Raw genomic sequence first — 13,821 nt, 5'->3', positions numbered from 1 at the left:
TTTTTTGGGAAGGACATCTCGAAGCTTAGTCGCGCGAATTATAGCGAAGGTCTTTTTGTGGCTGGTGCGACATGGTTGCTGCCGGATTTCTTTGGGTCGCCAAGGTGCCTGGCGACAAAGGTTTCTCCTTTAGTAATTCGGGTTCTTTTGCGCCAATTTCCTTCTCGACAATTCGTTCCCGGCAACGTAGAGCGTATGCGCTCAGCGTGTTCTTATGCACTTTAGATGTGCGCATTGGCCGATCGAGAACATTGAGTTGCGTTGCATCGCCAGCTCGTTGCATGGTCGAGACTACTTCTTACTCATTCGCATCGCCGAGTGTTGCGAAGCAACACGCTATTTACTGAAATGCAAATGTAATGTTGGCGTTTTTCTCTCCTCGCGGTCTGTCAGAAACCTTGACCGAGCGATTCGGATTTCTTAAGATAGCCCCGCCGCTCTGCAAGTGCTCCGAACTCGTCTTATCTCAAGCGTGCCAATCGATCGGCCATAACTAAACTACGATACTTCGGGGGTTCAGTAATGACTATGGATGACGACATCGCCCACGTCTCGCGCGTGATGGCTCCGTCGCTAACAGCGTTCCGCGGAGAGCCCGTACTGGCTCCTTCGTACTGGAGGAAGAGACTGCAACGGATCCAGGAGGAGTTTCCGTTGACGGCTATGCAGTGGTTTCAGGTTAAGGATTTGTTGGGGGAGTTGGATCGGTTTGAGGCGGAGCGGGGGGAGGCTTAAGCGGCGTTACAGACCCATCGGTCACCGGCCCATCAGTGAAAACTGAGTCGCTACTGCTAGAGCCGGACGGATCATGTCCAGTGCGACCGGGCCAACGCTCAATGCTTGGCCGCGCGAATAACCTGCACTGGATTTTTTTGCCCCGGCGCAATCACGACGTCGACCAACTGTACCTGGAAACCCGCTTTGGCGACCCGGGAGCAGATGTCGTGAACGCTGTGTCGCCAAAAAGTAAGCGCCGATTTTGGCCCGGCAGTCCTGCTATCGTGGTATTCCGGTTCGCCGAAAATCTCTACTCCAGCTTTCGTAAGAACCGCGAGTTGCTTTGTCTCCTCGTGCTCGTAAAGTGGAACTGTGAATAAAAGTAAGCCATTCTTCTTTAGTACCCTGTAGCACTCGCGATAGCCCTCCGTATCGTCGGACACATGCTCGAACACCTGATTGGATGTGATCAAGTCGAGCGTTTCATCTCCAAACGACAGTTTTTGCACGTCTTCACTAAGGACGCCATCGACTCTCTCTCCAGAAGGGATGCCCGGAAAGAACTCGCTCGAAATGACGTCGCCGATGGCTCCTCTCATAAATTCAAGTACTGCGCCGTAAGTGGACATTTCCCAGGCTACGTCGATATTCCTGCTAGACATTTCCGTTTTGACTACCGGAATAATCGCGAGGTTAGTCGCATTGTTTGCACACGACAAACAGCGCGTCATGAACGGACTAGCCGCCAGAGACAAGAAAAAACGGCCGCCACAAAGCGGGCAGTCAGCCCTGCTGACGCGCCAGCGAAACACGCTGTCCGCCCACCCTAAGTATCGAAGCGCGGCCCGATGCCTGGGAGACAGTCGACTTGCCAGGAAATTCGATTTCCAAAGATGAGCGGCAACTTTCATAGTCACGTTTTCTCTCGGATCCTGCGCTCTGGTTTTGGTGTTACGACGATGAACGTAGGCAACGAAGTCAATGCAATCGTCACGCACCTGCCGGCCTAAACCCTGGAAAGACAGTAGAACGACCTGTCGCATGCGCAGAGAAAAGAAAGATCATGCGGAATTTAAAACGGCTTTCCGTAAGACCCGGCGAGGAATCGTCAGCCACTTTCGACACTTCTTCAATACCGTCGCTATAAACGAATCGGCGTATATTTTGGCGTTTTGCCTGATTGTCCGGGAACGCGTGAGTTCTGTTCCTAACGTTAAGCGGCGGCACTCCCGTGCATAGGTAAACGTGTCAGCCCAAGTCCCGGCAAAGTGAACGATGTCCGGTCTGACAGCACGCCCCTCTTTAACAAAGTAACTTCTCTTTGCAAAAACGTCGACCTCGATTTTTCCTTTTGATCCAATCGGCGTGTACATTCCGGCTTCGCAAAAATCGACGAGCTCAATTCCGTGAGCGGCCATCGCGACGCTATACAGCGCTTCGTCCGCAGGTACGCCCCGGAAACTCGCGTCACAAAATTCGTCGTGGCGAGGAATCAAACTGCGGGCGTATTCGAAGAACCTATTCGATTCATCCGACCTCGAAAAATAATAGACTCCGCCATTAAATTTCGGCAACGAGTCGACCCGAAAATTCCTAAGAGTCCGTTCAACATTGAGAAAGTTGTCCCGATCTCCGGAACGAAGATATCGGCTCCCCATCGCACCAAAGTACCTACCTTCAAATCTCTTCCAGACGTGAATCAAAGGCCGCACCACGAGGCAGTCGCTATCGATGAACAGCGTCTCGTCGAAAGGCGAATAGAGGTCGATATGCATCTTTTGCAGCACATCGGACCCGAACGAGGCATCGTAAGGGATAACGTGCGTAAATATCTGACTCAGTTCGGTTCGAGCGCAGTCAGTGACTACCGCACGCGGAGTATCTGGCTCATGGAGCAGCAATGAACGCCCGAGTGCAATGGCCAGATTGATATAACGATCTGCGCCAAATGCAACCACCAGATATCCCTTGGTTTTCATGCGCCCCCTTCGATCGCAAAATATTCCACCGGGCTGAATGTGTCACACTCAACGCAATCAGCGCCCCGATTTTTCAGGTTCTAAAAGTAAAGATCGTTCTTTTTATCCACCGAAATCCACTTATTCCATAAACAGCCGCGCCAGCAAGCGACACGAGTAATGCGATGCAAAGATCGCCCTCCCCGAAGTACACGAGTTGCTCCCGAAGCAACTTGATACAAGCGAGCATAATCGCGCAAGCTAAAACAGGCCAAACCAGTTGCCTCATGAGGAACATAAGACTGGATTTCAACTCTTTCATCGTTGCATTCATGGCCACGAAGAAATTAATAACATTTGCAAAACAATACATCGCTGCGACATGCGTGACATCCCACCGGGACCCAATAACGAACGCGCCAACCTGAAGAAACGTGGCAATTAGACCCAGCTTCATCAACTTGTTTGTCTGGCCGGTGGCCATGAACACAACGCCAGTGGTACTGACTATCGATTGTAAAAAACCAACCGGCGCAAGCCATGCTAGAACGGGTATGACCGGGGACCACCGGTCGCCGAATACGACTTGAACAAACTCGGCCCTCAACACCCAAATCCCGCCCATCAGCGGTCCAGTGACGGCCACGACCATCATGACGGTCTTCATGTATAAGGCACGAAGCGTGGACGGATCATCCTGATGCCGGCTCATTACTGGGAACAAAGCTCTGGTTGCAACGAATGTCATGTTCTGGAGAGGGAATAGCATGATTCGATATGCCTGGGAATAAATTCCCAATTGCAGATCGCCAAGCGCCCTCCCTATCACCATACTGTCCGAATTTCGCGCAAGGTAATTAATAAAATTAAAAACGGCCAGATTCCCGCTATAACCAGACATATTCCTGAACGACTCGACGCAAAATCTTGCCGCCGGACGCCAGCGGCTGGCAATCCATAGCTGCGCCGATGACAGAATCGACGCTGCCAACAACTGAAATGGAAGACAGAAAACACCAAATTTAAGGTGCGCCAGCACAATAGCCGTACAGAGGCCGAATACCGACGACAAAATCTCGATCCTTGCCAGCAATTTGAAACGTGACTGACGCTCGAGCAAGGCCTGATGCACGGCAGAACTCGCCGAAATGGGGAAACTCACGGCCAGCAAACACAGAACTTCAGGAAGTTTTTCGGATTTAAACACGTACCCTGAGAATGCGGCGAATGTCAGGACCAGAGCAAGCATGAGAATACCTACGCCGAAATTCAGCCAGAAGATCGTCGCTTTTTCGTCCTCATCGAGAAGCGTCCTCTGGACAACGGCGGCCGAGGTCCCCAGATCTCGCAAAAGGTTAGCCAGATTGACGACAACCATTGCCATCGCCATGACACCATAGTCGGCAGGACCAAGAAGCCTTGCCAGAAGCAACATCCCAACCAGTTGAAAACCAACCCGGGAGAATTGCGAAATGCCAACCCATTTAGCGTTATTAATAAGTGTCATCAGTAGCGCTCGAATCCATATTCTTCCAGCATGGCTGCAATCTGGGCGTCGTTCTCATCACTTTCGATGTTAGATTTCCATAGAGCTACGTCCTGCGAACCGCGCCAGAATCTGATTGTCCCGCTGGACCGCACCTTGCGTACGAATATGCCTTTCGACCTTGCCATCCAGTAAAACCAGATATCGTCCCCTCGCGGACAGAGACCCGCCATCTTCTGCACATTAACTGCTTCACCATCGAATGCCGACGGTGGGTACAGAACTCCGCCGACCCCGGTCGCAAAGTTCAATGGACTCGACTGCAAAGACTCGGAGCACCACTGCCAGTCATTGTATTTTGCAGGTAAGCCTTCCGAGTCGGTCTTGACGACGTGCATCCGGTGACAAAGTATCTCGGGATATCCTTCTCTGTACTCGGAAGCCAGATCGGCTAGCCACCTCTTCCAATAAACGACGTCGTCGTCGGCTGTCACCACTGCCAACCCTTTATATGCTGACAGCGCGGGAATGAGTTTTTTATAGGATCGCAGATTGTCGCAAATGCGGATTGTTAGCCCCCACTTCTCAAGCAGGAGAACGTTGACTGGCAGGAGATGGAAATCTTCCTTCGCAATCCATAAAACCACCGCACATGGGCGTATGCTCTGCAACAAAATCGTTTTTAGCGTTAGATGAAGGGTTTTGAAACGCGGGGGATAGGATGTCAGGCTCACGGCAATCCGCATATCGGTTTTCAACGAGCGAGACTGTTTCCTGAAGGCGAGCCACTTAGCTTCGGTTAAAATCGCGTCCAGCCTTGCGCGAGCGCCAACTATCCATCTCATACCCCACCCCTCGATAAGATCTAGTTTTTATTAAAACGTTCAAGTAACGCGGTTCTAGAAATAGAGATTCCACTTCGATTACAGTGCCACCTGTTCTCTGCGCCGCCGTCATATCCTCACCACGCCGTAGGATCGACAATAAGCGATAAGCGTGCCAACCGATAAACCGCCCAATCGCGACGAGAGCCGAGGAATACCGCCGGACGGACCGGGTTTGTACCCGTAACATGGAGCGACGTTACGCTGCGTGGATAGAACATCGAATTTTTTCGAAAGCGAGCCGTAACATATATGTGACTTTTCCGATCCCGATACAGCCCGGTCGTCAGCGTCGACACCTACACGGTCAATGCCGTGACTGGCACGGATCTGGCTTTATCTCAAGTCGAATATCAGGCGACAGAGAATTCGCTACGCGTCCACCCGGGGAATCAGCAAATGCAAACCAATCGTACGGCGCCGCTAGTCAGCGTATATATCCCAACTAAAAATCGGCTCGAACTTTTGAAGCGGGCTATCGATTCCGTTCTAAATCAATCGCACGCGCGCATCGAGATTATCGTCGTCGACGATGGCTCTACCGACGGAACCCGGAATTACCTTCAGCATTTGAACGCACGGTCGCTGGTGAAACCCATCCATATGCCGGTCAGCGTCGGCGCTTGCAATGCGCGCAACTTTGCGATCAACGCTGCAACTGGAAATTTCCTGACGGGGTTAGACGATGACGATTACTTTGAAGCCGACCGCATACGGAATTTCGTCGCGAAATGGGAAGACCTTCGCGATCGTAATGTTCATGCTGCCGGGCTCTACGACGGGATCAAAATCGTGCGTCGGGGCAACCAGGCTTTGGCTTCACAATCAACGCTAACTACAGCAGACCAGTTGAAAGTTGCGAACACCGTAGGCAACCAGGTTTTCGCACCTCGCGAGCATTTCGTCGATGCCGGCCTGTTCGACAATTCACTACCGTGCTGGCAGGATTGGGATCTATGGCTTCGGATGGCGAGGAAGTACGGAGATTTTTTCAGTTGTGGCAACTCTTCTTATGTACAGGATCTGCAAAGCACATCGGACCGCATATCGACCCAACCTGGATTCGCCATACGCTACGGCTCGATACGTTTCAAGCGAAAACACGGCCCCTACTCCCTGAGCCAAACTGCGGACTTTCTTGCCTCGCTCTGCGACTATCCGCAAGTGAAACTGCATCCAAGTGAAATGCTACTTCTCGCCGGTTCGTTCCGCATCGCGAAGTTGAGCAGAAAAATTGCGCAGAATGTATTGCCGCGATCGGCTTACGCGAGCTTGCGGCAACTCGTCAGTTCTCGATCGTAACCAACCACAGTTTTCGGCGCGGGCGTCAGCAGGATGCGCAGCCTATTGTTGTTTGTGCAGCACTCTTCTCCGGCTCGATCGGTCGAGACGAATCCCCTGGAAGTTCGTCTCGATTCAGTCCTCTATCGACGGGCCCAACAGCCGTTGAGACCTAGGGAAGGCATGCTGGCAAACAATATAGATACAGGTCTTACTGCGTGGTCGAAGCCCCCGTCCCTCCCGTTGCTCCACTTCCCGCGTTTCCGCTGCCGATCGGCGACGCAGCACCCGCTGCTATAGCCGCCGCAAGCAGCGCAGCGGAAGGTTGCCCGTTACTGGTAATCGCTCCCGCAGCGAGCAACGCATCGAGATCCGAATCCGGCCCGTTCGTACCCGGCGTAAAGGCAAGCGTCAGGAAAGATCCCGGCGAAAGCGTGATCCCATATAGCTTCTTCAGCAACGCAGTAACGCCAGCCACCGCGTTATTGATCACCGTCGTATTAGTCAACGCGCTTTGATAAGTAGCGTTCGTTGCGATCCCCGGCAACAGCACACTTTCAGTGGTACCCAGTTGCGCTGCGAGGTAATTCAGCAAAACCTCTGTCAACGGCGTCACATTGAACGTCCCCGCCGCAGCGGCAAACGAGTGAATCGTCGCCGTACTATTGGACGCCGTAATAGCACAGGGCGGATCGAACTTGAACGTCGCCGAATAAGCGCCATTCGAGTCCGACGTTGCGCTTCCCGAGCCGTTCTTGCAGGTCAGGGTGACGCTTGCATTGACCAACGCGGCGCCAATGGCCGCAGTGCCCTTCACCGTGGCACCCGGCGAACTTCCATCATTGCTACCGCCGCACGCGGCCAGCGCGAATGCAGCCATCGCTATCGACCCATATTGCAACGCGCGTAGCGCACCGGAATTAAGAATATTCATTGCTTTTCTCCAAAAAGGAAGTCAATCACAATCGACAGGCGCGCTCGCCTGTCCGTCGCTTACATCCTGCGATCTCAATCCACCGACCCAGACGCCAGGTGTGTGCCTGCCGATACACCCTGCTCATTAGCGTGCGGCGTATCTTTCGTCCTACTTCCGTCAGGTCGTCCATAACGGAGGTACGCATCGCGCATCCGGTAAAGCTGTGTCGAGAAGTACTCGCCGCTGAACCGGCCCTGGTTGAGCAAGTACTGTTGAGTGCTATACGGAAAGCTCATGTTCTCAGCCGCAGAAGCGGACACGTAATTGGTCGAACTCACACGGGTTCGGAAATCGAGCCCGAATTCCCCAGTACCATCCACCTGGGTGACGCCAGGCTTCATGCCTTGCCTCAGCGTCAGCGGGAAACTGATAGCGGCGCCGACGAACGTCCCTTGCCCGCTATGCTCGCCGTGAACGCTGACCGACACATCGTCGAACCACCGGGTCACCGTCGCAACCGGCCCCTTGTCGCCGCCGACGAACCTGGCCACCCCCGCTTCGACCCAGAGCTTCCATGCCGGCTGAACCCAGCGGTAAGTCAGCTCCGCATTCTTCTCGCTCGGCAAGTCGTCATGACCCGGTTCGTGGTGAAGATAGGCCAACCGTAACCGGATCAAATCGGGGCGACCTGGAACGAACATCGTCGTTTCGTTCTGCGCGCCAACGTACGAGTAATCGAACTTGCCAATCGAGGTGACGTTAAGTACCTGTGGAACGACCCAGAAGCTCTGAGCCAACGCGACGGCAGCCAGGCCGCCGCGCAAACGGTAGTCACTGAACACCCGGCCGGCGTCCATGTTCTTCGTGTTGTAAAGCGGAGCGATATAGCTGGCGTAAAACTCGGCTCCGCGCCACAGCGGCACGAAGCCCTGGATATTCGCACCTAGCGAGACGTCGAAGTTGCCGTACTCGGTGCCGTACAGGTAACTAACAATGGGCTGAATCTGAATTCTGGTGAGCCCGTGGCTGTGTTCGTTGCCATGCCAGGCAATTGCATCTGCGTCGTAAGTTGGGCGCGTCCGCATTGTCATGGATGCACTCGCCGCCACCGGAGACCCGTCTGCTACGAACTGTGCAAACGCCTGACGGTCCACGGTGATTTCACCGAGCGGCTCATCGGCCTTCTTGATCACGACGCGAATCTTGTCGATTCCCTGCGGCGCATTGACACTCGCGACTCCGAGCACGATACCAAGTGCGTCAGCTTCATTCTGGTTGTAGCGGTGGTTTTCATATTCGACCACGAGGTCATTACCGCTAAAACCTGCGCGGACCCGCTCGAGCCCGGCCGCGAATAATTGTGTCGCAATCGTGTCCAGCGCGGCTGCGTCCAGGCCATCGCCTACCAGAGGCGATGGCTTACTCGCAACGGGTGAGGAAACATCACTCAGCATCACCGAGGCATAAGAACGAAGCGGTGGCACGTACGCGACTGGATCCCCAGCCAGTGAACTGGCGTTGCGATCGGTCGATCGAGTATCGATCGGGGCCAGGCTCCCAAGCCGAATCGGCGTTTCCAGACCCTCATCCGCTACTGTTTTTTCTTCGGGTACCTGCGGTCCTTCGCAGAGTCCACTCTCACAGCGCTCTGCACTGAAGCGCTTCCCCAACGGAATCTGGATACCAACCGAGAACGAAGTCCGCGGCGACACATTGTTCGTCGAACGGATCGCCCGCGTGAACGTGCCGATCACATTCGCATCACCAAGCCAGCTTATCCGGGGCGACTGATAACGAAAGCCAGCATAGGGCGTCTTCGAATCATCTTCGGCGAGTAGCGACAAGCCGGTGTTCCAGAGCGACAATTGCGCACCGCCGAAGAGTCCGTCGAGACGTTGACCCTGACCGTACCCGGCCGTTAGGGACAGCGGCCCAAAGGCCTGGGATACCACACCGTACTTCGACCTGAAGAAGTGAGTCTGCCCTCCAAAATCCGTGACCCCGAAAGCGATGCTCGGCTGATACTTGAAGAAGGTCGGCACCTGTACTTTGATGTCCGCCATCAAGTGCCGGAAAATAAAATGATCCGCGCCAGAGAATGGAGCGTGAACATTCCCCGGATAATTCGCGAGACCGCCGGACAACTCGACGTAAGGAAGCAGACCCACCGCCCCCCAGTACATTTGCCCGTCGGTCGCCGAGTGCCCGTAGCGGGGGTCGAGATAATTGTTGTACTGCGCTTCGACTGTTCCAGTTGGAAGCACGAAGCCATAGGGAATGACGAGGCCGCCGCTCTGTCCCAGCGAATTCAGAGCAGGCTCGACCGCATGGCTTGCAAGCGAGAAAGCGAGCATAGCGCATAGGGCTGTTGCCTTTGGAGCCAATAAAGCCGGTTGCGCTTGCGGTCTTTTGAGCATGGATCGTAGCGCTTTTAACGCGCGTTGTTATTGATCGAATTGCAGATGAAACAACCCTGGCTCGCGAGCGGGCATCGCGTTCACGATCGGCTCGTCACCCTGGTTTTTTCATCCGTATGTCACCCTCACCGCCCCGAATCCAGCGAGGTCTTTCTGATACCACGGCATCAGGTCGAACTCCGCGAGCGCCATTACGCACGTCCAGTTCAAATGCCACGCCTGATAAAGCAAGAAGCGAGCCGATCAAAGCCGAAGGTTAAACGTCGAATATTCATGCGAAATTAGCCTCGAACAACGACGACATCACCATCAATCTGGTTATTCAATAAAATTTAAGCGGCGCCATCGACTCTCTCATTACGTAACGCACACGTTACGGACGGTGACACGTCGGAGCTACTCGATTTCTGCCCGCAGTGAACGTCGAGTCACCTCACCGCGGTGCCATGGCGCACGGCGAAAATGCGGTCGACCATTAGTTGATCGTCGGGATTAAGTCGATCGGCTTGTACATAGGCCCCTTGCTCATGATTCGTACCGTATGAGAAAGGACCGCCCGGAACCTTGACGATCCGATATTGATCGCCGGTGACATCTTCTAAAGAGACTCGCGTAGATAGATCCATTGGAGGAAAAGACCCTACCCGAACGCCACCACGACGAAGAGCCGTCTTGCCTTGTCGAACGCGAAGCGCGACATACAGATCCCATGACTTCCCGGGCGGCAACTTGTCGAACTTGAATTGGAGCGCCCAGACGGATGAGTCCCCTTTCATCTGGACTGCCGCGCCATCGCTCGCCAGAGAATCGGCAACGATATGAGCACCGCCAAATACGGTCAGGTCCAGGTCCTGAAAGTCTTTCCAGTCTGCCGGCGCAATATCCGCAACGCCATCGGGCGGAGTAGGCGTGTGCCGTTCTATGGCCAACAGTTCAGCGAGTGCGGGTAGCCCAGCGCCCTGTCGAAACATCGTCAACCGCGCCTTTTTGACACTGTCGTTGAAGCGCCCCAAGCGGTTATCTAAATCGAGCTCCCATGCGCCGTCGTGCGGGGCCGCGACATACTCATTGCGCCGCACGAGAATGACGTAATCGAGCGGGAGTCGCGCCTGACGCACTCTCGCGGTTAGCACTTCATTACCGCTCACGTGCTGCTCGGCCTGCGCAAGCAACTGATCCACCGACGCGACGAACGTCGGCGAGTACATCTTCATCCCTATGGGAGTTTGCTCGCGCAGCATGTCGCCGCTCTGCGCCAAGGCTGCGTGCATGAGGTCGATATACCGGAGAACATAGGGTGCCGCAGGCCCGAAATAATTCTCGCAATACTCCGCTACCAGATTGTGGACGTTCTGATTGGGGTCCCACAGCAGCCGAGCCATCATCCACACCCGCAAACTCGCGAATTCAGCGCCCGACGTGTTCCAACTGCCCTCTGCAAAATATCCTGAGACGTGATCCAGCGTGGCGAGCCACTGAATGCTCTCTCCAATAGGATAGATATTCGGTGTGGGCTGAATGAAGCCGCCGAAGTTAGTGATGTGATCCCAAACGAACATGTGGCTCGCGATCGCGTTCCAACCTGTCAACCCTTTTCCTAGCGCTTCGTTGCGACCCACATTCAATGGCGAGCTGTAATCCACCTGGATAGTCATGGGGTACACCAATACATAGTCCGGGACGGACATTCCCGATGGCGGAGTAAATCCCCAGTGATAAGCATTGAATGCAAATCTGGCACCCGGCATGACCTGCCTAACCTGCATGGCCACATCGGAGATCATGTCGAGCAGCGGTGCGGACGGGCTTCCGCCGTGCTTATCGGCGAACGCACGGCTCGCCGGATCCATGTCCCAACCCCAATCCATATCGTGGATGCCGAACCAGACCAACCTGTAATCCGGCAAGCGTCGTAGGCGTGTGACGATATTCTCTGCAATGATCCGGCGGACATCCGGATTCATCATGGCAAGTTGGCCGCCTGCATACCACTCGGGATGTGTCTTCGCATAGAGGGCTTGCGGCAACAACTCCCAGAACGAGGCATCGCCGCCCTTTGCCAGCCAACTGTGATCCCAGCTATCGAGAACCGCCGGCGAGGACGAGAACGATGGGCCGTGCGATTCGCCGTTTAACAGATTGTGGGCGCGGAAAGCACGATCTTGCCCTTCGCTACTCAATATCTCACGGTATGCAAATCTGGGCGTGTGACGCTCGTTCAAAGGCGCCGTCGTTAACGTTGGATGCGAAGGAATATACGTAGCATCCGGAGCGAGCCATCTGACGCCGAGAACGTGGTCGAGAAACCAGTTGACGCCATACATCGTGCCACGCGAGGTCGATCCTTCGATCACGAGGTTCTTCCCTCGAGTACAGAATACGAATCCATCCTCACCTAGCGTGGCGAGCTGCGAGTCCGGGCACATTTCCGGCGCTAGCTGGTTGCGGTTGCCAACGATAATGACAGGGCGATTGCCCGGCGCGGCGTCCGATGACAATGGGCCAAAGTCAGCGCCGCTGATCTGCTTGAAGTAATCGCTCAATTCGCCGGCAGCATGCAACGTCATCGCGTCTGCAGATGATCCGACGTAGATGTGGTATTTCGCGATACCTCGATCTGCAAGAAGTAGTTGTTTGGATGGGGGCCTTCCCATTTCAACGAGGGCATTCAGCTGGGCAATCCGAATTCCCTCCGGCAATGCCGGAGCAAGCAAGGTCGTACGGAGTCGTGCGCCCTGCAAATCGCCGGCACTCGTCTCAGGCTCCTCGGTTGGCGTGACGCTCAGATTACGAAATTCCGCAACACCACTGCTTCCGGGCTGCTTGCGGAGGTAAATCAGGAGTTGATCCGCCTGTTCAGGGGCGGCAAGCACCGCGCGGTAGTTGCCCCACTTCCCATCCGGTCCACGCGCAACGAATAAGGCCGCCTCGGTTCCCCATTTTTGATGCACCTGGTCGCTGCCTCGCCAGCGCTTATCGACATTTCCACCGCGAAAGCTCGTCTGGACGAAGACCGCCTCCGGTGGCGCATCGACCGCACGTATCGACACCTGGATGAGGTAGTGCTGCGCCGGCTCAATCGCGATCTTGTCCTGCGCAGCGAAACCCGAAGAGAGTTGAAGTGCTCGGCCGTTCTCTGTTGGGACGATTTCGAACTTATCGCCCCACCAGCCCGAATGGCCTCGCGAAAAATCTCCATTCACAATAGCCGGTACCAGCGCGGCACACGCATTGAACGACACGGCCAGGAGCAGCAAGCTCAGCGAAACGCCCGGCCAGTGACCCTTGACCCATGAAACCAGGCGACCACAGTCGAACACCTCCGCCAGCTTCACTTTGCCAAACCGTTCACACCCGGCGGGAAAGTCAGCGGGACGCGAAACTTGTTGCGAAAGCGCAGCAGACTTTTTATGTGGTACCGACTCGCGCTGTTGACCAGACTACGGGCCGATTGCCGCTGGTGTTCATGAACAAGACGAGCGCCGGGCACACACACTACCCGGAAACCTGCGCGCCATATTCTTGCGCAAAGGTCCACGTCTTCCATGTAGAGAAAGTAGGCCTCGTCCATCCCGCTCAATTCCTCGAACAGATGACGACGCACCACGAAGCCGGTCCCCATTACCCACTCCGCGTCGAATGGCAGGCCGGGAGTCCACGAGTCCACCATCATGTGCTCGGTGAGACGCTTTCGCAGCAGATGCGAGCGTCCCAACGAGGTACGCCGTCCGACGATGTCGAGAACACTGTAGAAACGCCGGGCAGAATATTGGCGCGAGCCGTCGGGATTGGTTAGATCGAGACCGACTAGCCCAATCGTTGGATCGGCGTCGAGAGTATCCAACGCTTTTTCGAGGCTGCTGTCGACGAAATACGTGTCGGGATTCAACACCAGCACATTCTCATGAGTACCGGCCGCCATGCCCAAATTCACGCCTGCCCCGAATCCGCGATTCTGCGAGGCCCTGATGAGCCGCACACCGGAAGGCAATCCCGAGCGCAACTGCACATAGGAATCGTCTGGAGAGGCGTTATCGACGACCACGATGTCCTCGGGCGTAGCGACCTCGAGCGCGAGAACAGATTTGACGCAATTAATCGCAATTCCCGGCGTACGAAAATTGACGATGACAACGTTCAGACGATTTCGATGATTCATATT

General features: G+C 54.9%; 10 protein-coding genes. 1 reads left to right on the top strand and 9 read right to left on the bottom strand.

All coding sequences use genetic code 11. The features are described 5' to 3' along the window. Positions 1-25: 25 nt before the first annotated feature. The 5 genes from FQ746_RS04505 to FQ746_RS04480 all read right to left on the bottom strand — a co-directional run bounded on the left by FQ746_RS04505 (position 26) and on the right by FQ746_RS04480 (position 5,006). The gene (locus tag FQ746_RS04505; RefSeq protein ID WP_144107720.1) at positions 26-283 is read right to left on the bottom strand and encodes a hypothetical protein; all 258 of its coding nucleotides are present in this window, start codon (positions 281-283) and stop codon (positions 26-28) included. A 550-nt stretch (positions 284-833) separates the two neighbouring features. Then, positions 834-1,628, bottom strand: coding sequence for a class I SAM-dependent methyltransferase (locus FQ746_RS04495; RefSeq protein WP_186310638.1), 795 nt, complete (start codon positions 1,626-1,628; stop codon positions 834-836). A gap of 150 nt (positions 1,629-1,778) precedes the next feature. Beyond that, positions 1,779-2,696, bottom strand: coding sequence for a hypothetical protein (locus tag FQ746_RS04490; protein WP_144107718.1), 918 nt, complete (start codon positions 2,694-2,696; stop codon positions 1,779-1,781). Positions 2,697-2,769: 73 nt separating this feature from the next. Further along, the gene (locus FQ746_RS04485) at positions 2,770-4,182 is read right to left on the bottom strand and encodes a lipopolysaccharide biosynthesis protein (protein ID WP_144107717.1); all 1,413 of its coding nucleotides are present in this window, start codon (positions 4,180-4,182) and stop codon (positions 2,770-2,772) included. Next, a complete protein-coding gene (locus tag FQ746_RS04480; protein ID WP_144107716.1) occupies positions 4,182-5,006 on the bottom strand; it encodes a glycosyltransferase family 2 protein in 825 nt (274 codons plus the stop codon). Before FQ746_RS04480 ends, FQ746_RS04485 begins: the two co-directional genes overlap by 1 nt. Positions 5,007-5,444: 438 nt before the next feature. On the opposite strand from FQ746_RS04480, the gene FQ746_RS04475 reads away from it, so the two are divergent. Continuing rightward, positions 5,445-6,347 carry a glycosyltransferase family 2 protein gene (locus FQ746_RS04475; protein WP_144107715.1) on the top strand — a complete coding sequence of 301 codons (903 nt, stop codon included), beginning with the start codon at positions 5,445-5,447 and terminating at the stop codon, positions 6,345-6,347. Positions 6,348-6,537: 190 nt separating this feature from the next. Here the strand turns inward: FQ746_RS04475 and FQ746_RS04470 are convergent, their stop codons facing one another. From FQ746_RS04470 to FQ746_RS04455, 4 genes are all read right to left on the bottom strand, one after another. After that, positions 6,538-7,260: a carboxypeptidase regulatory-like domain-containing protein gene (locus tag FQ746_RS04470; RefSeq protein WP_144107714.1), complete on the bottom strand. Its 723-nt coding sequence runs from the start codon at positions 7,258-7,260 to the stop codon at positions 6,538-6,540. 74 nt (positions 7,261-7,334) lie between these two features. After that, positions 7,335-9,596, bottom strand: coding sequence for a YjbH domain-containing protein (locus FQ746_RS04465; RefSeq protein ID WP_260853890.1), 2,262 nt, complete (start codon positions 9,594-9,596; stop codon positions 7,335-7,337). 491 nt (positions 9,597-10,087) lie between these two features. Beyond that, positions 10,088-12,994 carry a DUF4838 domain-containing protein gene (locus FQ746_RS04460; protein WP_144107713.1) on the bottom strand — a complete coding sequence of 969 codons (2,907 nt, stop codon included), beginning with the start codon at positions 12,992-12,994 and terminating at the stop codon, positions 10,088-10,090. Continuing rightward, complete coding sequence (locus FQ746_RS04455) at positions 12,991-13,818, bottom strand: glycosyltransferase family 2 protein (RefSeq protein WP_144107712.1); 828 nt, start codon at positions 13,816-13,818, stop codon at positions 12,991-12,993. Before FQ746_RS04455 ends, FQ746_RS04460 begins: the two co-directional genes overlap by 4 nt. Between the last annotated feature and the right edge of the window lie 3 nt (positions 13,819-13,821).

The sequence above is a fragment of the Paraburkholderia sp. BCC1886 genome (assembly GCF_900996245.1).
Taxonomy (GTDB): domain Bacteria; phylum Pseudomonadota; class Gammaproteobacteria; order Burkholderiales; family Burkholderiaceae; genus Paraburkholderia.
The sequence above is the reverse complement of the archived record's forward strand: the minus strand, read 5'-3'. Positions and strand labels throughout refer to the sequence as shown.

Excerpts from the sequence above, each read along its gene's own strand:
- FQ746_RS04505 (WP_144107720.1), bottom strand. The coding sequence starts at position 283 with ATGCAACGAGCTGGCGATGCAACGCAACTCAATGTTCTCGATCGGCCA.
- FQ746_RS04495 (WP_186310638.1), bottom strand. The coding sequence starts at position 1,628 with ATGAAAGTTGCCGCTCATCTTTGGAAATCGAATTTCCTGGCAAGTCGA.
- FQ746_RS04490 (WP_144107718.1), bottom strand. The coding sequence starts at position 2,696 with ATGAAAACCAAGGGATATCTGGTGGTTGCATTTGGCGCAGATCGTTAT.
- FQ746_RS04485 (WP_144107717.1), bottom strand. The coding sequence starts at position 4,182 with ATGACACTTATTAATAACGCTAAATGGGTTGGCATTTCGCAATTCTCC.
- FQ746_RS04480 (WP_144107716.1), bottom strand. The coding sequence starts at position 5,006 with ATGAGATGGATAGTTGGCGCTCGCGCAAGGCTGGACGCGATTTTAACC.
- FQ746_RS04475 (WP_144107715.1), top strand. The coding sequence starts at position 5,445 with ATGCAAACCAATCGTACGGCGCCGCTAGTCAGCGTATATATCCCAACT.
- FQ746_RS04470 (WP_144107714.1), bottom strand. The coding sequence starts at position 7,260 with ATGAATATTCTTAATTCCGGTGCGCTACGCGCGTTGCAATATGGGTCG.
- FQ746_RS04465 (WP_260853890.1), bottom strand. The coding sequence starts at position 9,596 with ATGCTCGCTTTCTCGCTTGCAAGCCATGCGGTCGAGCCTGCTCTGAAT.
- FQ746_RS04455 (WP_144107712.1), bottom strand. The coding sequence starts at position 13,818 with ATGAATCATCGAAATCGTCTGAACGTTGTCATCGTCAATTTTCGTACG.